This window comes from Nonomuraea sp. 3N208 (genome assembly GCF_052245935.1).
Taxonomy (GTDB): Bacteria; Actinomycetota; Actinomycetes; order Streptosporangiales; family Streptosporangiaceae; genus Nonomuraea.
The window spans coordinates 149,290-169,953 of sequence record NZ_JBQQBR010000023.1 but is presented as its reverse complement, the minus strand read 5'-3'; the positions used below and the strand labels follow the sequence as shown (position 1 = coordinate 169,953).

Sequence of the window (20,664 nt, the reverse complement as noted above, 5' to 3'; positions counted from 1 at the left end):
CCAGGAGATCTTGTGCCTATCAGCCAGTCCACCGTGCAGTTGATCAACCATCTTGACCGCGACTACCTGCGCAACGCCCTCGAACACGACGTCAGAACCGGCCTGACCGCGACCCCCAAATGGTTGCCGCCCAAGTGGTTCTACGACGAGGTGGGCAGCGACCTGTTCTCCCAGATCACCCGGTTGCCCGAGTACTACCCCACCCGGCGCGAGCTGGCCATCCTCCGGGCGCGGGCCGGCGAGCTCGCGGCGGCCAGCGGCGCGGACACGCTGGTCGAGCTGGGGTCGGGGACCAGCGAGAAGACCGTCCTGCTGCTCGACGCCCTCACCGAGGCCGGGACGCTGCGCCGCTACACGCCGGTGGACGTGGACGCGGTCACGCTGCGGTCGGCGGCGCACCGGCTGGCCGCCCGCTACCCGGGGCTCGCCGTCCAGGCCGTGTGCGCCGACTTCGAACGGCATTTGCGCCTGCTGCCGCGGACAGGGCGGCGGATGGTGGCCTTCCTCGGCGGCACCATCGGGAACCTGGATCCCGCCGCCCGGGAGGTCTTCTTGAAGGAGGTACGCGACAGCCTCCTCCCCGGGGACACGTTCCTGCTCGGGGCGGACCTGGTGAAGGACCGGGGGCGGCTGGTCGCGGCTTACGACGACGTGGCCGGGGTGACGGCCGCCTTCAACCGCAACGTGCTGCACGTCGTCAACCGGCAGCTGGACGCCGGGTTCGAGCCGGACGCCTTCGAGCACGTCGCCCTGTACGACGAGCGCAACGACTGGATCGAGATGCGGCTGCGCGCCTCCAGGGCCATGCGGGTGCGGATCGGCGGGCTCGGCCTGACCGTGGACTTCGCCGAAGGGGAGGAGACGCGTACCGAGATCAGCGCCAAGTTCCGCCCGGACGGTTTGCGCCGCGAACTGGCGGCCGCCGGTTTCGCCATGCGCCGCTGGTACACCGACCCGGCCGGCGACTTCGCCCTCCTCCTGGCCGAGGCGTGACCGCCGCGAGCCGGCTGAACGGGGAGACCGTCGTCGCGCAGGCCTGGCGGGCGGCGCGGACCGTCGTGCCGCCCGGGCTGCTGGACGCCGCCGGGTGCAACGTGCCCAGCGACCGCACGTTCGACGCCGTGGTCGCCCACCTGCGGCTGGAGCGGGAGCGCGGCGGCTACGCGGCCCAGCCGGACCTCATCCCGGCCCGGTCGGCGCTGGCTGCCCTGGTCGGGGCGGGTCCCGCCGACGTCGCGTTCCTGGAGAGCGGGACGGCGGCGATGGCGGCGCTGCTCGGCGGCTGGCGGCTGCCACCGGGCAGCCGCGTCGGCTTCGCCCGTACGGAGTACGGCAGCACGCTGATGTTGCTGCGCCGCCTGGCCTGGGAACGTGGCTGGACGCTCGTCGAACTGCCCGCGGACGACGACTCCCGCCTCGACCTGGACGGGCTGCGATCCATGTTGTCGGCGGGCCTGGACCTGGTCAGCGTGGTCCACATCGCCTCCCACCGGGGAGTCGTGCAGCCCGCCGCGGAGATCGGCGCACTGTGCCGGGCCGCCGGGGTGGCGCTGGTGCTGGACATCTGCCAGTCCGTCGGCCAGGTACGCGTCGGCGACGTGGGCGCGACCGCCTATGTGGGCACGTCCCGCAAGTGGCTGGCCGGGCCGCGCGGCGTCGGCTTCCTCATCGTGCCAGGCCTCACCCCGGAGATGGACGCCGCCGCCCCGACGCTCGGCGGCCACGTCTGGGCGGCTGGCCGGCCATCATGGGCGCTCGGCGACGAGCCGTCTCCGACGGGGGCGATCCTGGACGAGCTGTCTCCGCTGCCCGGCGCGATCCGGTACGAAGGCTCGGAGGGCGCGATCGCGGCCCGGATCGGGCTCGGCGTTGCGGCACAGGAACACCGAGCCCTCGATCCCGCCGCCGTGCACGCCCACCTGGCGGGCCTCGGCGGCATGGCGCGGCGCATCCTTGACGGCGTCGGCGGCTGGCGGGTGGTCGAGCCGCTCGACGAGCCCTCCGCCATCGTGACCCTCAGACCGCCGCCGGGCGACTCAACCGACAGCGCCCGATCACGCGCGGCCCAGGCGGGCCTGCTCGTGGGTGTCGCACCCGTCGCCCGCGCCCCTTTGGATCTACGCGAGCCCGTGCTCCGCGTCTCCCCACCACCCGGAACGGCCCCGGAGATCCTGCACACCCTCGCCCGCGTCCTCACGGGCTGAGAGATCGAGGAGAACGAGACCGCCGGCCACGTTCACGAGTGGTTAGCCATGTAGATCTTGCTACGGACGTCGCGCAGCTTCTACGCTTGTGGCATGTGGGTCTCTGCTGTCGAGGTACCGCTCGGTTCGTGGACTACGAATGGGGCGTCTCAGTGGTGACACTCGGCGAGCTCAGGCTAGGTGTGCTCCAGGCTCGCGACGCCGAGACATCGGCCCGGCGGCTGTCCGCCCACCAACTCGCCGGGCGCTTTGAACCCATGGTCATCGTCACTCAGGATTCGGCCTACGACGAGATGCCCGGTCTCGACGTGATCAAGCTCTGAGCTTCTGTGTAATCGCAGCGTCGCAGGCTGGACAGCCTGCTAGACGTCCGGCTCCAGCTCGACCGGCGATCCGCCCACCGTGACGGCCGACACCGCGAAGCCCTTGATGTCGTTCGCCACGTCGGCCCGCTCGACCCGGTTGAACGAGCTGTCCCTGATCGTGATCTCCCGCAGCGGCTGCTCGGGATAGCCCCGCAGCAGGTACGCGCTCCGCGTCCGGTCGCTCCGTATCCCCGTCACGTTGATGTTGCGGACCACCGGGCTCTCGTCGCCCGTGTGCCCGTCGCCGTGATAGAGGTCGATCGAGACCGCCTCCTTGGTGAGCTCGCTGATCTCCACGTCCTTCACGAAGACGTTCTCCACGAAGCCGCCGCGCACCGAGTTCGTTTTGATGTAGAGGCCGAAGTAGAGCCCCGGTCCGCCCCAGCGGCAACGGCGGACGAACACATTGCGGATGCCTCCGGTCGTGTCGGTGCCGATGGCGACCGAGCCGTATCGGTAGCGCATGTCGCAGTCCTCGATCAGCACGTCCTCGCACGCGACCCCGACGCGCCGTCCGTCGGGGCCTCGTCCGGCTTTGATGGCGATGCAGTCGTCGCCGACGTCGAACACGCAGCCCGAGATCACCACCGACCGGCACGACTCCGGGTCGCAGCCGTCGTTGTTGGGGCCGCGCGAGTGGATCGACACGTTTCTCACGAGGACGTTCTCGCACCGTACCGGATGGATCTCCCACATGGGGGAGCGGACGATCCTGACGCCTTCGATGAGCACATTGCGGCACAGGTACGGCTGGATCATGTTGGGTCGCAGGTAATGGCCCGCCCCGAACGCGCGCTCCTCGACCGGCACCCCCTCCGCCGCCATACGTTGCAATTCTGCCCAGTCCTCCGCCTCGTGCGGCATGCCCGGTCGCCAGCCGAACTCCGGCGTCCCGACCCACGGCCACCAGTGCTCCGGCCCCGCCGCGCCGTCCAGCACCCCGCCACCGGTGACGGCGATGTTCTCCTGACCGTGCGCGTAGATGAAGGGCGAGTAGTTGTAGCACTCGATGGCCGAGAAACGGGTGAACACGGCCGGCAGGTAGTCGGCGGGATCGGTGCTGAACAGGATCCGGGCGCCTGCCTCCACGTGCAGGTCGACGTTGCTGAGCAGGTGGATCGCGCCGGTCGGGTACGTCCCCGCGGGCACCCGCACGTGGCCGCCGCCCGCCTCGTGACACTCCTTGATGGCGGCCTGGAACGCCCTGGTCCACTCCTCCCCAGAACTGAAGTCGGTGAGGTCGAACCACCGGTCGGGGAACTCGGGCGGGCGGACCCGGTCCCGGATCTCGTCCGCGTACCGCCAGGCCTCCGCTTCGTTCATGACACCTTCCTGATGCGCAGCGCGTGATAGAGGGGCAGCGCGATGACCCAGGACGGGTTCCACGTGTTCGCCTCGCCCTTGCGCTGCCAGTTGGTCTGGAAGAACCCCTCACCCTGCTCCCCGGGCGTCTCGAAGCCCCAGTCGCCGGGCTCGGTGCAGACGCCCTGGCCCATGGCGTGCAGGATCGTCTCTGCCCGCTCCGCGTACCCGGGGCGGCCGGTCGCCAGGCCGAACTCCATGAGCTCGGAAGTTGGGAAGAACACGTCGAGGTGGTGGTTCTGCACGCTGACCGACGGCCAGCCGCACGCCTTGAAGCCGCGCCGCTCGAACGTGCTGCCCGCGTCGAACTCCGGCGACCACACGTAGACGAACGTCAGCAGCCATGCGGCCGCCGCCTCCGCCCACTCCGCGTACACCTCGCGGCCGGTCAGGCGGTACAGGTCGAAGGCGGCCTGGAAGTAGTACATCCCGGCCTCCTTGTCCTCGCCGGAGGCGTCCAGGGTGGCGTGCGCGAACGGCCGCTCGAACGTGGCCGCGTGCAGCCGGTGGTAGCGGCTGAGCACCTCCTCGGCCCGCAGCAGCCACACGCGCTCGCCGCTGAGCCGGTACGCCCCCAGCATGGCCTGCACGCAGGCGGCTCCCGCGGCGGAGACCAGGCGCGTGACCGGCGTGCCCTCCGGGGTCCAGCCGAGCGGGACGACGCCCTCGGGCAGCCTCGTGTGCCAGAAGAGCGCGGCGGCGTCCTCCACCGCCTCCTCCCACGCCGGCGGTACTTCCAGGCCCGCCTCCCGGAACTGGAGCGCCAACTCGGCCAGGTCGGCGATCGTCTCGCCGTGGGCGCGGCTGGAGACGAACTCGGCGCCGTCCTTGCGGAACATCTCCCACGTGCCGTCGTCGAGCAGGTAGCGGCCGGAGCGCACGCCGCGCACCGGCGTTGCGCTGCCCTCGACGTAGAAGTCCGCGGCGCGGCGGGCGCGCTCGACCCGCTCGGGCTCGTCGCAGTCGAGCCCCAGCAGGGCGTCGCAGCGGGCCAGCTTCATGCACTGTCCTGTCCAGCCGTACAGGTACGAGCGGGGGCGGCGGTGGCGGGTGCCCTGGTAGGCGAGGTAGCCGGTGCCCGCCCAGCGTGCGTCCATGGCCGTCGTCTTCAGCCGGATGATCTCCGTGAGGGGGAGCGGCCTGGCCCCTGTCTCCTGATAGAGGCGAGGGGCTGTATGAACGAGCGTCCTGAACCCGAACCCGCGCGGCTCGACCGAGCCCCAATCGAGGGTGTGGCGGGTGCTGATCGTCTCCCCGGGGGCCAGGTCCCGGTAGCCGATCGGCCGGTCCGCCACCTCAGCCTTGCTCACGTAGCAGACGTCCGGCTCGCCGTCGAACATGATCACACCCGACATGGCCGCCGCCGTGAGGCCATTCGGTGATCGCACCACGCCCAAGGAGTCGTAGGCGACGGTGCCGTCCTGGGCGCGGCGGGCCGTGGGGTGGGCGAACAGGCTGACGTAGCGGCCGTCCCAGGCGGCGTTGACGGCGGGGATGGGCAGGCGGTGCTCCTCGCACACGTAACCGCCGCGGTCGATGCGGGGGACCCGGCGGTCGGGGTCGGAGGAGGGGTTGCCGTTGTAGAGGACGCCGGGCATGGTGACGTGGGCGTCGGCGCAGGGGATCGGCAGCAGGAGCCCGACCGCCACGTCGGTGATCTCGCGGTCGGAGTCGTTGCGCCACGTGGTGGTGACGGCGAGCAGGCCATCGGGGGTGAAAGTCAGCTCCAGCCGGGCACTGAGCGGCCCGATCCCGGCTGTCACCACCACGACCCCGCCCGCCGCGCCGGTGGCGACGCCGGTCGGGGCGGCGAGCACGGCGGTCCTGCCGGGCGGGTTCGCCTGCCGCACCCGGACGGAGCCCGGGCGGGCGGGCTCGATGCGCCAAGGGCGGCCCGTGGAGGCAGTGAGCACGCTGTGCAGTGGCGCCCGCAGGTGCGGGCCGTCCGCGTCGCGGCGACGCAGGCACACTTCGGGCCCGCCTGGGCCCGCCACGACCTCGACCAGCTTCCCGCCCGCCTCCGCGAGTGCGGCCACCACCCCGGACCCCGTTGACGTCATAGGCGGCGGCGCCGCAGGCGGATGGCCTGGCCGGTGGTCGCCGGGAGCGGCACCGTCAGCGTGCCGCCTTCCCGCACCCCCAGCGAGTCGACCGTCATCTCCCACGTGTCGATCACCTCGACCTCGTACCTCCCCGGCGGCACGTCGAACTCCCGCTGCGGAAACCGATGCTCCCCGCAGAACTCCAGGTAGAACTCGCCGGGAACCTCCAGCATCGGCGCGTCCCTGTCCCGGTAACGCGCTTCCACCGGCGTCTCGGCGAGCACCCGCCGCAGCACCGCCAGCCGCGCCACGGCCGCGCCCGCCAGCGTCCCTCCGGCCTCCGCCCAGGTCAGACCGTCCTCGTCCAGGTACGACTCCCCATGCGTCACAGGCCGGCGGCGCACCGCCCCGTCCCACGCCTGGGCGACAACCTCCTCGGCGGTCAGGCTCCGCCACGGGTCATCCACATCACCCTCATATCCGCACATGTCCATCAACACCGGCTTGTGGTGATCCCGCGTCTCCATCCACGCGTCCCGCGGACTGCGCGCACGCACGCTCCCGTGCGTGAACGCCCGCCGCCACAGCAGCGGCGAGTCCGCCGGAACGGTGATGGACACGGGACGGTGGCCGGGGTCCTCCTCGGCCACCAACTCGGCCAGCCGCACCCAGTCATGCTCGGAAATATCGGGAAAAGGTGAAGGGTCGGTGGTCAGCGACCACCACACGTTCGGGTACGCGGCGAACCGCGGCACCACCTCCGCCACGTACCGGGCCGCCGCCCCCGCGTCCGCCACCCCGTCGCCGGGATGCAGCAGCACCAGCTCCGCGGTCACCCCGATCGCGCCCAGTTCGGCCACCCGCTCCTCCAGGGAGTCGAGCGAGCATCGTGAGGCGAAGGCCGCCATCCGCACCCGGTCGAACGGCGACGATTCCAGCGCGGCGAGCGTCCGCGCGCGCCGCTTCTCGCCGTGCAGATGCCAGCCGAGCGCCGTGGTCCCCATGGAAGTGAAGATCATCATGTCCTCGTCATCCGCAACGCCAGGTACGGCCGCCGCGGCAACCCCACCCGCACCCGGCCCCGGTGCCCCCTGTCCACCGGGGTGATGGTCATGTTCCACGTGTCGATCAGCTCGACCTTGTAGCCGCGCTCGGGCGGCAGCTCGACCGTGACCTGTGCGGGTTGCCGCCGCCCCAGGTACCGCAGGATCGTGCCGTCCCGGCGCTCCTCCATGATCGTGCGAAGGAAGGCGATCCTGGCCGGGCTCTCCCCGAGCAGCGTGCCGCCGTTGCCCAGCCACGGCCGCCCGGGCCCGCCGCTCAGCACCTCGCCGTGCCCGACGTACCCGCCGCGCGCCATGCCCTCCCAGAACCGCTCCACCAGCTCGGCCCCGGTGATGTTGCCCCACCGTTTGCCCGCGTCGCCCTCGTAGGCGATCTCGTCGATCACCACTGGTTTCTGGCAGGCCCGTAGCCAGGCGTCGGTCGGGGTGGCGTCCCAGTGCTGGATGCTCTGGTGCGTCACCCAGGGCTTGGTGAAGTCGTACAGGGTCGCGACCTCGTACATGCGCGTCCCGTTGTGGATGGACCGCAGATGCTCGTACGGGTCCAGCCGCTGGATCGTGCGCAGGATGTCGTCCCAGTCGGCGACCGTCTTGGCCGGGTTGAAGTCGTACTCATTGGCGGCCGACCACCACACGTTGCGGTACGCGGCCAGCCGCGCGATGACGTACCGCAGGTAGGCGTGGTCGGTGTCGCGGCCCATGTCCTCGATCCCGCGCAGGCCCTCGTCGTACGGGTGGAAGAGGATCACGTCGGCCTCGACGCCGAGATCGCGCAGGTCGGCGACCCTGGCCTCCAGGTGGCGGAAGAAGACCGGGTTGAACCGTGTCTTGTCCAGCCCGTGCGGATCCTCGCCGGCGAACGGCACCTCCGGCGGCTTCATCCGGCCGGTCGGCAACACGCACATGCGGACTTTGTTGAAGGGCGAGACCGCGAGCGTGCGCAAGGTCTCGCGCTCCCGGGCCTCGTCCATGTCGTGTGTCCAGTGGTAGCAGGTCGTGCCGAACGGCAGGTACGGCGTGCCGTCCGCATACGCGAACCCCGTTGCCACCGCCCGCACCGGACCGTGGTTCCCGGCACCGGGCGGGGTCGCCTCGAACCCTCCGGAAACGCCGTCCAGCTCATCCACATTGCTGACGGTGGTGAACCGCCACGGACCCACCGCGTCCGGCATGAACCGGACGCGGTAGACGCCGTCGCCGTCGTAGAAGCCCTCGGCCTCCACGATCCGGTTGCGGTACTGGTACCGGGCCGACAGGCGCACCTCCGCGAAGGGGTTCCCGTCGGCAGGACCGGCCAGCTTGATCTCGTGGACGCCCCAGCGCTCCACGGACGGGGAATGGCTCACCAGTCCTTCCCCGCGGCGGCCTGCGCCTTGATGTAGGCGGGGATGTCCTGCTGCTCGGCCACCGTCAGCGACTGCTCAGGCGTCATGCCGTCGCGCAGCACATGCTGGCGGAACACCTGCCACAGCGGCAGGTCCCAGTACTCGGTGTTCTGGTAGTTCGTCACGGCGGCGTTCTCGCCCCAGTACACGGCCGTGGTGTCGATCTTCGCCAGCTCGGGCACGCTCTTGCCGAAGCTCGACACCACGCCCGGGGTCTGCAGGACCGCCTTGACGCCCTGCCGGGACAGCTCCGTCTGGCCCTCCTCGGACACCAGCCACTTCACGATGGCGAGCGCCTGCTCCTTCTTCGCCGACCCCGGGGGAATGAACGCGGCCCGCACGTTCGGCTGGTAGACCGCCTTCGACCCGGCCGTCAGCACCGGCACCGCCGAGACGCCGATGTCGACGCTCTTGGCCGACTCGGCGAACGACTCCTCGTCGCCGTCCTCGATGAACAGCTCGTGTCCGGCGTACATGTTCAGCCTGGACAGCGTCTCGACCGCCATGGCCAGGTGGCCCGGCCTGCTCATGTCGCCCTTGAAGAAGTCGTTGACGGTGGTGAACTCGTTGCGCGGGATCAGCAGGAATCGGTACAGGCTCTCCACCTGCTGCTTCCAGCCGTCGCCGGTGATGCTGACCTTGACGTCCTCGGGCTTGGGCTCCTCGCCCGTCGTGGGCTGGAACGGATACAGCCCCAGCTGGTTGAACTCCAGATACTGGTCGGGGTGCTGCATGTAGCCCTTGTAGTGGTCCAGGCCGTCGTCCCTGGTCAGGCGCTTGGCCAGCCTGTACGCCTCGTCGTACGTCATCCCCGGCTTGGGGTACGGCGCGCGGAACTTGTCGAAGATCTTCTTGTTGTAGAGCAGCAGGTGCTCGTCGATGAACAGCGGCACCCCGTAGACGCCGCCGTCGGAACGCGACTTGACCAGCTCGACCGCTGCCTTGTTGAGCGTGCCCAGGTCGATGCCGGCCTGCTGCAGCGACGGCGTGAGGTCGCCCACCCAGCCCAGCGGCTCCAGGTCCCGGTCGATGCGGGTGCGCGGGTCGTCGATGACGATGTCGGGGACGACGCCGGCCTTCTTGATGTCCTCGTACCGGATCGGCAGGTCCCACGTCGCGTACTTGATCTTGACGTTGGGGAACGCCGCCCGCAGCCTGTTGCCGATGACCTCGTCGAAGACCCTGGTGCCCTGCCGGTTCGCGTCGACGGTCCCCTCGAACGGCTTGTAGTTGGCGGCGAAGACGAACAGCTCGTCGTCGCAGACGCTGAACGGCTTGTTGTACTTGTTCGGGATGTCCGTGCAGGCGGCCGCGGAGGCGTCGGCGGGGACGGTGATCACGGTGGCGGCGAGCGCGAGCAGCGCGAGGGCCTTCCCGGTCATGCAGTCTCCTTCGAGGGCGCATAGCTGCATTGGCGCACGACATTTCGCCGGACGCCGTTCTTGAATTCGGTGATGGTGTGCTCCGGGTAATTGGAGAGCAGGCCGACCGCGTCGCGCAGATATTGCTCGTTGAAGACGACGTGCCGGATGTTGTTGCGGTTGTAGGAATAGACCATGTGCACGTAACCGTCGCTGCTCTGGGTCAGCAGCGGGTAGGTGAACTGGGGCCCGGACTGTGCTTCCACGTCCACCGTGTGCTCCCACGTCCGCCCCTTGTCGGGCGACAGCGACAGCCGCATGGGGGAGCGGTGCTGCACCCACGGGTTGTAGGCGAGCACGAGCTTGCCGCTGTCCAGCTTGAGTGCGGCGATCCGCGAGTTCGGGTTGCCGATGGGCTCGGCCACGGGCGCGCTCCAGGTGCGCGCGAAGTCCGTCGACTCGCTCTTGTAGATGGCGCCATCGCCTGTACGCAGGTACGCCACCAGCCGTCCCGGCTCCACCTCCACCACCGACGGCTGGATCGAGCCCTCCGGCGTGCGGATCCAGCCGTACGGCTGCCACGAGGTCATGTCCTGGCTGAAGACGTAGAACCCGGAGCTGGAGCCGGCCTCGTCGTAGATCGGCAGCAGCACCTCGCCGTTGGACATGCGGATCGGGTTGGTGCCGACCATCCACCCCCACTCCTTGCGGATGGAGGCGGGGGCGCTCCAGGTGTGGCCGCCGTCGTCCGAGGTGATCAGCCGGATCGCGGCCTGCTCCCAACCGTGCCCCTCGATCGTCACGAAGAACAGGTAGACCCGCTTGCCGTCCGACCACAGCACCGGGTTGCCGTCGGCCTTCCCGGGCTCGTCGAAGACCACCTCCGGCTTGGACCACGTCCGCTTGCCCGCCGCCAGGCGGGACAGATAGAGCGCCTGGTCGGAGGCGCCCTCGTTGGTCCCGCCGTAGTAAACGGTCAGCAGGTCGCCCTGCGGCGCCTGCGCCAGGGTCGCGGAGTGCACTCTGCGCACGGCCGGGTCGGGCGGTGCCACGTCCTGGCGGCAGGCGTACCCGCCGGTGGGCTCCACCACCGTCTCGTCCCCTGAAAGGTACGGGACCGCTCCGACGGCCACCGCGAGGGCGCCGTACAAAATGCTCTGCCGGAATTTCATCGCGTTGCAATCTCCAGATATTTGATGGTCTTCCGCAGGTAGGAAAAGGCGACGTGCATGAGGGCGCCGTCGCCGCCGTCGATGACGCTCGGATAGGAATAGCCGAGCTCGTTCTGCCGGTACTCGCGGTCGGCGTCCTGCAGGACCCGCCGGTACGGCCAGCTCGCGCCGCCGTCCTCCGACACCGCGAGCGCCAAGGGGGTGCGCAGGGCCTTCCTGCGCCGCTTCCCGTTCTTGGTCACCCATCTGAATTGGTCGCGCTCCAGGCTCGCGTCGTTGTAGACGAGCGCGAGCCGTCCGTCGCCGAGCCTCGTGAGCTGGACGGAGGAGTCGTTGTTCGGCAGCGCCGTCCGCTCAGGCGGCCTCCACGAGCGGCCGTCCGTCGAGGTCGAGGCGTGGATCCGGCCCGCCCGCCGATCACGGAAGAACGCCAGGAGACCGCCGTCGGGTCGCGCGGCGATCGTCATCTGCACCAGGTCGCCGCTGCCGGGAACAGGGTGCTCCTGCCATGTGCCGCCGCCGTCCTCGCTGATGGTGACGACGCTGCGGTCACCAGAGGTCCCGCAGTGGTAGGCGGGCAGCAGCCAGGTCCCGTCGCCGAGGATCAGCGGCGGGTGCCGGACGAAGATCCCGGGTTCGGCGAACAACACGCGCGGCTCGCTCCACGTACGTCCCGCGTCCGCCGAGGTCCTGGCCACGACGTGCGCCGTCGTCTGGTCGTACGGCTCGCTGGAGGTGTGCAGCAGCCAGATCTGCCCGTCGCCGCCCTCGAACAGCACCGGGTTCTGCTCGCTGCGCTCCGGGTCGGTGGCGACCAGCCGAGGGGGCTCCCAGCGGCCGTCGGTCAGGCGGGCGAGCACGACGTTCGTGCCGGGATGGCCTTCCTCGGGGCCGCTGAACCAGGCGCACAGCAGGTCGCCGGCACGCGTGCGCAGCAGGTTGGCCGCGTGGTTGTCCGGCCCGTGCGGCGCGGGGAGCAGCGCCTCACGGGTGCCGGGCGACGTGGCTCGGACGATGCCGTCGAAACGGGGGTCGGCTCTGTTGATTGGTCGCTCGCTTCGCTCGCTCATGCGCTCACGTCCTCACGCAGGTCCGGGTCCGGCACACCCCGCAGCTCGAGCTCCTCGGCGAAGTGGCAGGCGACGCTGCGCCCCTGAACCTCGCGGAGCGGCGGCGCGTCCGTCCGGCACACGTCCTTCGCGTACACGCAGCGCGGGTGGAACGGGCAGCCGGGCGGCGGGTGCGCCGGGTCGGCGACGTCGCCCAGCAGCTTGATCCGCTCACGGTGCCGCTTGGCTGCGGGATCCGGATCGGGCACCGCCGACAACAACGCTTCCGTGTACGGGTGCAGCGGCCGCCCGTACAGTTCCTCGGTCTTGCCCTGCTCGACCACCCGGCCCAGGTACATGACCGCGACCACGTCCGCGACGTGCTCGATGATGCTCAGGTCGTGGCTCACGAACAGATACGCCAGACCCGACTCCTCCCGCAGGTCGGCCAGTAGGTTCAGGATCTGGGCCCGCACCGACACGTCCAGCGCGCTCACCGCCTCGTCCGCGACCACCAGCCGCGGCTCCAGGGCCAGCGCCCGCGCGATGCCGACCCGTTGCCGCTCGCCGCCGCTGAAGGCGTGCGGGTAGCGGTCGGCGTACTCGGGACGCAGGCCCACCCGCTCGAGCAGGTCGCCTACGCGCGCGTCGATCTCGTCCTTCGTGCCCCACCTGTGGGCCCGCATCGGCTCGCCGATGATCTCGCGGAGCGTCTTGCGTGGGTTGAGCGACGAGTGCGGATCCTGGAAGATCATCCGCACCTGCGCGCGGTACGGCTTGAGCTCCTTCTCCTTCAGCCCGGCCACGTCGATCATCGAGCCGTCCGGCCACCGGTAGAGCATGCGCCCGCCGGTCGGGTCGTGCGCCCGCACGATGCACCGCCCGAGCGTGGTCTTACCGCAGCCCGACTCGCCGACCAGGCCGAGCGTGCTGCCTGCCGCGATGGTCAGGTCCACGTGGTCGACCGCCTTCACCGCGCCCACCTGCCGCCCGAGCAACCCGCTGCGGACGGGGAAGTGCTTCGTGAGGCCCTCGATCTGGAGCAGCGGTGTCATGCCGGCTCCTCCTCGAACAGCAGGCAGGAGACCTCGCGGTCACCCACCGGGATCCGGTGCGGCATGACCGTCTCGCACCGCCCCGCCAGCACGCTGTCGCAGCGCGGATGGAACGCGCACCCTTCCGGCCGCGCGTACGGCGGCGGCACCATGCCCTTGATCGCTGACAACCGGGTTCTGCGCCCCAGACGTGGCAGTGACCGCAGCAGTGCCCGCGTGTACGGATGCCGCGGCTCGCCCAGCACTCGCTCGGCCGGTCCGTACTCGACGACCCGGCCCAGGTACATGACCGCCATGCTGTCGGCCACCTGCGCGGCGACCCCGAGGTCGTGCGTGATCAGCATGATCGCCATGCCGAACTCCTCCTGGAGGTCGGCCAGCAGGTCGAGGATCTGCGCCTGGGTGGTGACGTCCAACGCGGTCGTCGGCTCGTCGGCGATCAGCAACCCCGGCCGGCACGCCAGCGCCATCGCGATCATCGCCCGCTGCCGCATCCCACCGCTCAGCTCGAACGGGTAGGAGTCCACCCGCCGCTGCGGCATCGGGATGCCGACCCGCTCCAGCATCTCGATGGCGCGCCGGCGGGCGGCGGCCTTGCCGACGTTCTCGTGCAGCCGGACCGCCTCCACGATCTGGCTGCCGATCGTGTGCACCAGGCTCAGCGACGCCATCGGCTCCTGGAACACCATCGCGATGTCCCGCCACCTGACCTGCCGCAGCACCTTGCGGTCCGCGCCGACCAGCTCGACCGGGCCGCCGTCGCGGTGCAGCGTGATCCGCCCGCCCACGATCTGCCCCGGCCGGTCCACCAGGCGCAGGATCGAGCGGGCCATGACGCTCTTGCCGCAGCCCGACTCGCCGACGATGGCCAGCGTCTCACCCCTGCGCACCGTCAGATCCACGCCGTCCACCGCGCGCACGTCGCCGTCGTCGAGCAGGAAGTGGGTACGCAGGTCCTCGATCTCAAGCAACACGTCGGCGGGCACGCCGCATCCCCCTGTTCCCGTAAGGATCTGCGGCATCCCGCAGCCCGTCACCGAAGAAGTTCATGGCCACCACGACGACCACCACCGCGACGCCCGGCGCCAGCAGCCAGGGCGCGTTCGCCACCACGCGCACGTTCTGCGCGCCCTCCAGCAGCACGCCCCAGCTCACCGCCGGCGCCTGCAACCCCAGGCCGAGGAAGCTCAGGCTGGTCTCGCCGAGGATCATGCCGGGGATGGCCAGCGACAACGACGCGATGATGTGGCTGGCGAACGACGGGATCATGTGCCGGAAGATGATCGACAGCCGGCCCACGCCGTCCAGCCGCGCCGCCGTGACGAAGTCCTCCTCGCGCAGCGACAGGAACCGGCCACGCACGTCCCTGGCCAGCCCGGTCCAGCCGATCAGCGACAGGATCACGGTGATCGCGAAGTACCGCGTGAGCGGCCCCCAGTCCTGGGGCATCGCCGCCGAGAGCGCCATCCACAGCGGCAACGTGGGGATCGCGATGATGAACTCGATGACGCGCTGGACGACGTTGTCCACGCCGCCCCCGAAATATCCGGAAATGCCGCCTATGAGCATGCCGAGCAAGAAGCTCGCCGCCACTCCGACCAGCCCGATCGACAACGACACCCGCGCGCCGTGGATCAGCCTGGACAGCAGGTCCCGGCCGTTCTGGTCGGACCCCAGCAGGAAGAACGGCTGCCCCTTGGTGACCGAGCCGACCAGGTGTACGTCGGACGGGATCAGGCCGAGGAGCTTGTACTCGTCGCCGTGCACGAAGAAGCCGACGTCGACGCGCTTGCTCTCGTCGACGGTGTAGCGCTGCTCGTACGTCATCGGGTCGCGCTCGGTGCGGTAGCCGTACACGTACAGGCCGAGGTCGCTGGCGTAGCGCGGCATCTGGGGCGGCGCGTACGTCATGGTCGTGTTCGCGGTGGAACTGGACATCGGCGCGAAGAACTCCGCGAAGACGGCCACGAAGTACACCGGCACCAGGATGGCCAGGCCGGCCAGCGCCAACCGGTGCCGGCGGAACTGCCGCCACATCAGCCGCCACTGCGGCAGAGCTCCCGCGTCATTCATCCGCTGCTCCCTGTTGAGGATCATGAGGTGTATCGTCTGCGGATTCGCGGGTCCCACCACGCCAGCGCCAGGTCGCTCAGCAGCGTCCCGATCACGGTCAGCATGCTGAGGATCATGATGAAGCTGCCGACCAGATACATGTCCTGGCTCATGACCCCGCTCAGCAGCAGGGGGCCGCCGGTCGGCAGGCTCATCACCACCGACACGATCGTCTCCCCGCCGATCAGGCCCGGCAGCAGCCAGCCCACGGTGCTGAAGAACGGGCTCAGCGACATGCGCACCGGATACTTCAGCAGCAGCTTCCACTCCGGCAGCCCCTTGGCCCTGGCCGTGTGCACGTAGGGCCGGTAGAGCTCGTCCAGCAGGTTCGCCCGGGTGACGCGGATCATGCCGGCCGTGCCCGACACCGCGATCACCGCGATCGGCACCCACAGGTGGCCCAGCAGGTCGAGGACCTTGCCCAGATTCCAGTCCGCCTCCTGGAACTCGGGAGAGAACAGCCCGCCCACGCTCTGCCCGAAGAACCGGAACCCCACGTACATGAGGACCAGCGCCAGCATGAACTCCGGGACCGCCATCCCGATGAACCCGAAGAAGGAGGCCGTGTAGTCGCCCCACGAGTACTGCTTGACCGCGCTGTAGATGCCGATCGGGAACGCGATCGCCCACACCATCAGCAGCGAGCTGATCGACAGGATCGCCGACAGTGCGACCCGCTCGCCGATGAGCGTGGACACCGGCTGCTTCCAGGCAAACGATTGACCGAAGTCGCCGTGAAGCACGATCGCGCTGATCCAGCGCCAATACTGCACGAGGATCGGATCATCGACGCCGTACCGGTTCCTGAGGTTGGCGATCTCCTGCGGGGTGATGCCCTCGCCGCCTGCCTGCGCGTTGGCGACGAGCGTGGAGACGTAGTCGCCGGGCGGCAGGTTGATGACGACGAACGTGACGATGGAGATCGCCCACAGCGTCACTACCACGTAGAGGAGGCGGCGGCCGAAATATCCCAGCATTACAGCGAATACTGCTCAGGCTGGGTCGGACCGGGGTTCACCGGGCAGACGGACATCGCTTCCGGCACGTTCTTGAAACTGTTGAGTACGACGCCGTACTCGTCCGGGTACGAGCTGATCCCGATGGCGTAGAACTGCTCCGCAGAGATCTCCACGACCTGCTTGGCGTAGCCGAGCGCCTTGTCGTAGGCGACCTCCGTACGCATCTTGGTGAACAGGTCGAGCTGCTCGCGCACCCGCTCGGGCGGCTCGTCGCCGCTCTCGCCGTGGCTGCCGTACCACTGCGCCCAGCGGATCGCATAACGGGCGCTGCCGGAGTTGCTCGGCACGTAGTAGTGGTCGCCGCCGGTGCCGGTGATGATGTCGAAGTCGTTGCACGTGTAGGTGCTGGCCTGCGGCTGGTTCGCCATCGTGCGCTCGGTGAACAACGTCGGCGACACCGGGTCCACGCGCAGCCCGACCCCGACCGCGTCCCAGCCCTTCTTCACGAACTCCAGCGCCTCGACGTGGTGCGGGAACTCGGTGCTGGCCATGACTGTGATCATCAGCGGCTTGCCGTCGGGGCCGAGCCGTTTGCCGTCGGCGTCCTTCTTGGTCAGCCCCGCCTTGTCGAGGTGCTCGTTCGCCTTGGCGGCGTCGTACTCGGTGTACTGCTTGGCGAACGTCTCGTCGTAGACCGCGTTGCGCTTGGAGGGCGCGGCCTGCCACGGCTCGCCCTGGCCCGCGTACACGCCGTCGATGATCTCCCTGCGGTTGATCGCGTACGACAGCCCGATCCTGAAGTCCTTCTTCCTGAACAACTCGCGCAGCTTCTCGTCCGCGTGCGTCTGGTTGAACTGGATGATCATCGCGTTGCAGATCCGGCTCGGCACGTTGAACAGCCGGTACTTGCCCTTGGCCGCATTCTGCGCCACCACCGGCTTGTTCTCCGGCGTGTTGAAGTTCCGCAGCTGCAGGCCGAGCTCGCCGTTCATGATCTTCAGCAGCTCCACCTGGACGTCGCCGAGGATGTCCGCCCTGTACCGGTCGAAGTACGGCAGCTGCCGCCCCTGCTGGTCGACCTTCCAGTAGTACGGGTTGCGCTCGGCCACCAGCGCCGTGCCCTTGCCGATGGGCTGGGTCACCTTCCAGGCGTGCAGCGTGGGCTGGTCGGCGTTGTGCCACGGGTCCTGCTTCTGCATGAACAACTGCACCCAGTCCTCCAGCTGCTCCGCCTTGGCGAGCTGGTCGGCGTCCGGGTTGTACTTCTTGTGGAACTGCTTGAGGTAGTGCTTGGGCAGCAGGAACCCGATCGGGCCAGGCCGCTCGAACGTCGCGACCGCGATCTGGAAGAGGAAGCCAGCCTTTGGCTGCTTGTAGACGTACCGGACGGTCAGCTCGTCGACCTTCTCGACCTTGACCCGCTCCGTGGTGCTGTCGTTCTCCAGGTAGAGGTCGTAGATGCCGGTCGTGTGCAGGTCGTGATAGGTGGCGACGTCCTCGAAGGCGAACATCATGTCGTCGGCCGTGCACGGCTGCCCGTCGGACCACTTCAGGCCCTCGCGGAGACGGAAGACGTATTCGCGGCCGCCGTTCTTGACCTCGAACTCGGCCACGTTCGGCACGATGTCGCCCTCGCCCTGCTGGCCGTTCGTGCCGGGCTTGAGCCTGACCAGCGGCTCGTAGCCGATGGTGTTGGTCAGCCAGTCGATGTCGTCATCGCCGACCAGGGCCGAGGCCCACGTGCCGCCGTACTTGCCCAGGCTCTGGAGTGGGGTGACGACCAGGGGGTTCTTCGGCAGGCGCTGCTCCAGCGGCGGCAGCTTGCCGCTCTTGACCAGCTCGGCCAGCGCGGGCGCCTCCTTGGCCGACAGGTCCGCGGCCTGCGCCGCCCCGCCCGTACTGGGCCGGGTGTCGAAAAAGCTGCACCCCGACGCCAGGAGGAGAAGTCCTCCGCCGGCGAGCAGATTCCTCCTCGTCAACGGTTGCTCTGTCATGTCGTCCGTGCTCCGTTCCGGTCTAGCGATTGACCTTGACCTGGCTGAACCGGGCCGTGGTGTAGTGGTGGACGGCGTTCGCCTCCTGGTTGCCGTCCACGGCGAGGCCGATGAAGAACCGGCCGGTACGCATCGCGATGCGCTCGTAGCCGATGCGCGTCCAGTTGAGCGAGCTGTCCGAGAGGAACGCCTCGAACTCGTTGTCCCCCCCGGTCGGCAGGCTTCGGCAGACCAGGCGCAGCCAGTACGCGGTGTCCCCCTTGAGGGGGTCCTGCGACGTGGCCGGATAGACGCCGACGCTGGCCTGTGTACCAGTGGAGGCCGCCCGGACCGCCTTGGCCCGCTTGCCGTCCTCGGACCACCCGAGCGCGGCCAGCATGAACGGCGACCCGGCCGCGAGGTCCTCCCGCACCATCACCCCGGCCACGGCGTCGATGTGGGCTCTGCTCACCTCGTCGATCCGGGCGGTGATCTCGATGACCTCGCCCCGCTTGCTGAACCCGACGGCCTGGTAGGCGAAGTGGAAGGAGTCCTTCCACCCGGCGATCTTCCCCGACCCCTTGAGGATGATCGTCTCGCCGTCGAGCGCCGTGTGGCCCGGAATGGGGACGGCGCCGATGTCCTGCGCCCGCCACGGTGCGACGCCACCGGTGCTGCGATTGACGTGAACGGGCACGATCGACGACGTGGTCGCCGACCCGGTGGTGTCGGTGGCCCGAGCCGTGAGGCAGTAGGACCCGTCTGGCGCATTCGCCCAGGTCACCTGGTAAGGCGCCGCCGTCGCCTCGCCGATCTTCTTGTCCTCGTGGAAGAACTCGACCTTGGCGATGCCCGCCCCATCCACGGGCTTGGCCGCGGCCTGGACGGTCACGCTCTGGGGGCCCGTGAACACCTGATCCGGCTTGGGCTGCGTGATCGCGATCTCGGGATTGCGGCTGCCTACCCGCTGGATGGAATGGAGATACCGCTCCAGGTTGGTGTAGCCGCTGCCGTCCACCGCGTTGCGGTCGTCGGCGTTGCCCGGGTCGAGCCCCTGCGCCCGCTCCCACTCATCCGGCATGCCGTCGTGGTCGCTGTCGGCCGGCGCGGGCTCGGACGGCAGGGGCGCCCACCCGCCCACGTCCCGCTGCGAGTTGATGGCCCGCCCGGTGCCGGTCCGCACCTCGTGGATCAGCCGGGCGTCGATCGGGTCGCGGCGCGGCAGGATGGCGCCGGCCTGGTCCAGCACCGCCGCGTACGCCTGCTCCGGCGTCTGCTCGGTGATGCCGTGCTCCAGCTCCACCGGCCTGGGCAGCAACGTGATGCCACCCACCGGATAGGTGATCCCGCGGCTGTTGTCCCTGGTGACGTCAGGATGGCCTGCGACATGGTTAGCGCTCACATGCCACTGCCCGAACCGCCCCGGGGCGACGATCACCGGCGCGATCTGGTCGAGCGTGTCGGGGCCCGGCTTGTAGTAGTTGCCGATGATGTTGACCCCGTTGGACCACTCGCCGCCGTAGCAGGACGTGTGCCCGTAGTTGTAGATCACGTTGTTGCGGTGGTCGACCACCATGTCCATGCCCTCGGTGAAGCTGAAGCGCGGGTTGCGGGCGGACTGATGGACCAGCAGGTTGTGGTGGTAGCTGACGTTGTCGCCGCCCCACAGCCCGCCCATGCCGTGGCGGCCCTTGGGGTGGACCGAGTTCGTCAGGCCCTCGGCGATGATGCACCACTGGACGGTGACGTTCGTGACGCCGTAGACGGAGAAGCACTCGTCCACGCCCCAGCTGATCGAGCAGTGGTCGATGATGACGTCGCGCACGCCGCGGGCGGTGAACGTGTCGATGGGGGTGCCCAGCTCGTCGCCGCCGCGGAAGCGCAGGTAGCGGATGATGATGTTGTTCCCGGCGATCTTCGTCTCGTTGCCGTTGACGCTGATGCCGTGGCCGGGGGCGGTCTGGCCGGCGATCGTGAGGTTCGAGCCGGTGATGTCGAGGCCGCCCTTGAGATGGATGTTGCCGGAGACCCGGAAGACGATCGTCCCGTCCGACTTCGCGACCGCCTCCCGGAGCGAGCCGGGGCCGTCGTCATCGAGCGTGGTCACCTCGTAGACGGCGCCGCCGCGGCCGCCGGTGACGTACATGCCCGCGCCCTCCGCCCCCGGGAAGGCGGGGACCACCTTGCTGCCAGTGCTCGCCTGCCGCACCTCCCCGCTGGAGCCGGCCGCCGCCGTCCCGCCCCATGCCATGGCGGGCGGGACCACTGCCGCGGAGCGCACGAAATCGCGGCGGCTTAATTCAGATTCCTGGCGATCGAAGCCAAGGGCCTCGGTCATGCGAAACGCTCTCTTTCCGCCTCGGAAATAGGCAGGGTGAGCCGCGGAGTGGCATTACTCCGGACCATGCTGTAGCCGTTGAGAATTTTTATTCAGCCATGAATGGAGTGGATTCATCACATCGTGAACGACCCGCTAGTGACTGTCAAGACCACTTCTCCGGCGAGACAGCTTCCCGGTAAACCACGGCACCGCTCGCCCCCCGCGACCCGGGAGAGCGCTG

General features: G+C 69.4%; 16 protein-coding genes. 3 read left to right on the top strand and 13 right to left on the bottom strand.

Going from position 1 to position 20,664, the window contains the following annotated elements; genetic code table 11:
• Positions 1 to 12: 12 nt before the first annotated feature.
• The 3 genes from egtD to ACTWPT_RS32260 all read left to right on the top strand — a co-directional run bounded on the left by egtD (position 13) and on the right by ACTWPT_RS32260 (position 2,527).
• Positions 13 to 993, top strand: coding sequence for an L-histidine N(alpha)-methyltransferase (gene egtD, locus ACTWPT_RS32270; RefSeq protein ID WP_443181273.1), 981 nt, complete (start codon positions 13 to 15; stop codon positions 991 to 993).
• Positions 990 to 2,204: an ergothioneine biosynthesis PLP-dependent enzyme EgtE gene (gene egtE, locus ACTWPT_RS32265; protein ID WP_443181272.1), complete on the top strand. Its 1,215-nt coding sequence runs from the start codon at positions 990 to 992 to the stop codon at positions 2,202 to 2,204. The genes egtD and egtE overlap by 4 nt, the downstream gene beginning before the upstream one ends.
• A 128-nt stretch (positions 2,205 to 2,332) precedes the next feature.
• On the top strand, positions 2,333 to 2,527 hold the full coding sequence (locus ACTWPT_RS32260; protein ID WP_443181271.1) for a hypothetical protein: 195 nt from the start codon (positions 2,333 to 2,335) through the stop codon (positions 2,525 to 2,527).
• Between the two features lie 39 nt (positions 2,528 to 2,566).
• Here ACTWPT_RS32260 and ACTWPT_RS32255 read toward each other — a convergent pair whose 3' ends face one another.
• From ACTWPT_RS32255 to ACTWPT_RS32195, 13 genes are read right to left on the bottom strand one after another with little or no spacing between them, the layout of a single operon-like run.
• Positions 2,567 to 3,892 carry a glycoside hydrolase family 28 protein gene (locus tag ACTWPT_RS32255; protein WP_443181270.1) on the bottom strand — a complete coding sequence of 442 codons (1,326 nt, stop codon included), beginning with the start codon at positions 3,890 to 3,892 and terminating at the stop codon, positions 2,567 to 2,569.
• Complete coding sequence (locus ACTWPT_RS32250) at positions 3,889 to 5,991, bottom strand: hypothetical protein (RefSeq protein WP_443181269.1); 2,103 nt, start codon at positions 5,989 to 5,991, stop codon at positions 3,889 to 3,891. The genes ACTWPT_RS32255 and ACTWPT_RS32250 overlap by 4 nt, the downstream gene beginning before the upstream one ends.
• Entirely contained in the window at positions 5,988 to 6,995 is a 1,008-nt protein-coding gene (locus tag ACTWPT_RS32245) for a DUF5605 domain-containing protein (protein ID WP_443181268.1), read from the bottom strand. Before ACTWPT_RS32245 ends, ACTWPT_RS32250 begins: the two co-directional genes overlap by 4 nt.
• Positions 6,992 to 8,383, bottom strand: a complete 1,392-nt coding sequence (locus ACTWPT_RS32240; RefSeq protein ID WP_443181267.1) for a DUF5060 domain-containing protein — start codon at positions 8,381 to 8,383, stop codon at positions 6,992 to 6,994. The genes ACTWPT_RS32245 and ACTWPT_RS32240 overlap by 4 nt, the downstream gene beginning before the upstream one ends.
• Positions 8,380 to 9,804 carry an ABC transporter substrate-binding protein gene (locus tag ACTWPT_RS32235; protein ID WP_443181266.1) on the bottom strand — a complete coding sequence of 475 codons (1,425 nt, stop codon included), beginning with the start codon at positions 9,802 to 9,804 and terminating at the stop codon, positions 8,380 to 8,382. The genes ACTWPT_RS32240 and ACTWPT_RS32235 overlap by 4 nt, the downstream gene beginning before the upstream one ends.
• Positions 9,801 to 10,955 carry a sialidase family protein gene (locus ACTWPT_RS32230; RefSeq protein WP_443181265.1) on the bottom strand — a complete coding sequence of 385 codons (1,155 nt, stop codon included), beginning with the start codon at positions 10,953 to 10,955 and terminating at the stop codon, positions 9,801 to 9,803. Before ACTWPT_RS32230 ends, ACTWPT_RS32235 begins: the two co-directional genes overlap by 4 nt.
• A complete protein-coding gene (locus ACTWPT_RS32225; protein ID WP_443181264.1) occupies positions 10,952 to 12,025 on the bottom strand; it encodes a sialidase family protein in 1,074 nt (357 codons plus the stop codon). Before ACTWPT_RS32225 ends, ACTWPT_RS32230 begins: the two co-directional genes overlap by 4 nt.
• Entirely contained in the window at positions 12,022 to 13,059 is a 1,038-nt protein-coding gene (locus ACTWPT_RS32220) for an ABC transporter ATP-binding protein (RefSeq protein WP_443181263.1), read from the bottom strand. Before ACTWPT_RS32220 ends, ACTWPT_RS32225 begins: the two co-directional genes overlap by 4 nt.
• Positions 13,056 to 14,045, bottom strand: coding sequence for an ABC transporter ATP-binding protein (locus tag ACTWPT_RS32215; protein WP_443181262.1), 990 nt, complete (start codon positions 14,043 to 14,045; stop codon positions 13,056 to 13,058). The genes ACTWPT_RS32220 and ACTWPT_RS32215 overlap by 4 nt, the downstream gene beginning before the upstream one ends.
• Complete coding sequence (locus ACTWPT_RS32210; protein WP_443181261.1) at positions 14,023 to 15,156, bottom strand: ABC transporter permease; 1,134 nt, start codon at positions 15,154 to 15,156, stop codon at positions 14,023 to 14,025. Before ACTWPT_RS32210 ends, ACTWPT_RS32215 begins: the two co-directional genes overlap by 23 nt.
• The gene (locus ACTWPT_RS32205) at positions 15,153 to 16,148 is read right to left on the bottom strand and encodes an ABC transporter permease (protein WP_443181260.1); all 996 of its coding nucleotides are present in this window, start codon (positions 16,146 to 16,148) and stop codon (positions 15,153 to 15,155) included. The genes ACTWPT_RS32210 and ACTWPT_RS32205 overlap by 4 nt, the downstream gene beginning before the upstream one ends.
• Positions 16,148 to 18,124 carry an ABC transporter substrate-binding protein gene (locus ACTWPT_RS32200; protein WP_443181259.1) on the bottom strand — a complete coding sequence of 659 codons (1,977 nt, stop codon included), beginning with the start codon at positions 18,122 to 18,124 and terminating at the stop codon, positions 16,148 to 16,150. The genes ACTWPT_RS32205 and ACTWPT_RS32200 overlap by 1 nt, the downstream gene beginning before the upstream one ends.
• A gap of 22 nt (positions 18,125 to 18,146) precedes the next feature.
• The gene (locus ACTWPT_RS32195; protein WP_443181258.1) at positions 18,147 to 20,441 is read right to left on the bottom strand and encodes an Ig-like domain-containing protein; all 2,295 of its coding nucleotides are present in this window, start codon (positions 20,439 to 20,441) and stop codon (positions 18,147 to 18,149) included.
• Positions 20,442 to 20,664: the final 223 nt, after the last annotated feature.

Coding starts and splice junctions, on each gene's coding strand:
- ACTWPT_RS32255 (WP_443181270.1), bottom strand. CDS start 3,892: ATGAACGAAGCGGAGGCCTGGCGGTACGCGGACGAGATCCGGGACCGG.
- ACTWPT_RS32250 (WP_443181269.1), bottom strand. CDS start 5,991: ATGACGTCAACGGGGTCCGGGGTGGTGGCCGCACTCGCGGAGGCGGGC.
- ACTWPT_RS32245 (WP_443181268.1), bottom strand. CDS start 6,995: ATGATGATCTTCACTTCCATGGGGACCACGGCGCTCGGCTGGCATCTG.
- ACTWPT_RS32235 (WP_443181266.1), bottom strand. CDS start 9,804: ATGACCGGGAAGGCCCTCGCGCTGCTCGCGCTCGCCGCCACCGTGATC.
- ACTWPT_RS32230 (WP_443181265.1), bottom strand. CDS start 10,955: ATGAAATTCCGGCAGAGCATTTTGTACGGCGCCCTCGCGGTGGCCGTC.
- ACTWPT_RS32225 (WP_443181264.1), bottom strand. CDS start 12,025: ATGAGCGAGCGAAGCGAGCGACCAATCAACAGAGCCGACCCCCGTTTC.
- ACTWPT_RS32220 (WP_443181263.1), bottom strand. CDS start 13,059: ATGACACCGCTGCTCCAGATCGAGGGCCTCACGAAGCACTTCCCCGTC.
- ACTWPT_RS32210 (WP_443181261.1), bottom strand. CDS start 15,156: ATGATCCTCAACAGGGAGCAGCGGATGAATGACGCGGGAGCTCTGCCG.
- ACTWPT_RS32205 (WP_443181260.1), bottom strand. CDS start 16,148: ATGCTGGGATATTTCGGCCGCCGCCTCCTCTACGTGGTAGTGACGCTG.
- ACTWPT_RS32200 (WP_443181259.1), bottom strand. CDS start 18,124: ATGACAGAGCAACCGTTGACGAGGAGGAATCTGCTCGCCGGCGGAGGA.
- ACTWPT_RS32195 (WP_443181258.1), bottom strand. CDS start 20,441: ATGACCGAGGCCCTTGGCTTCGATCGCCAGGAATCTGAATTAAGCCGC.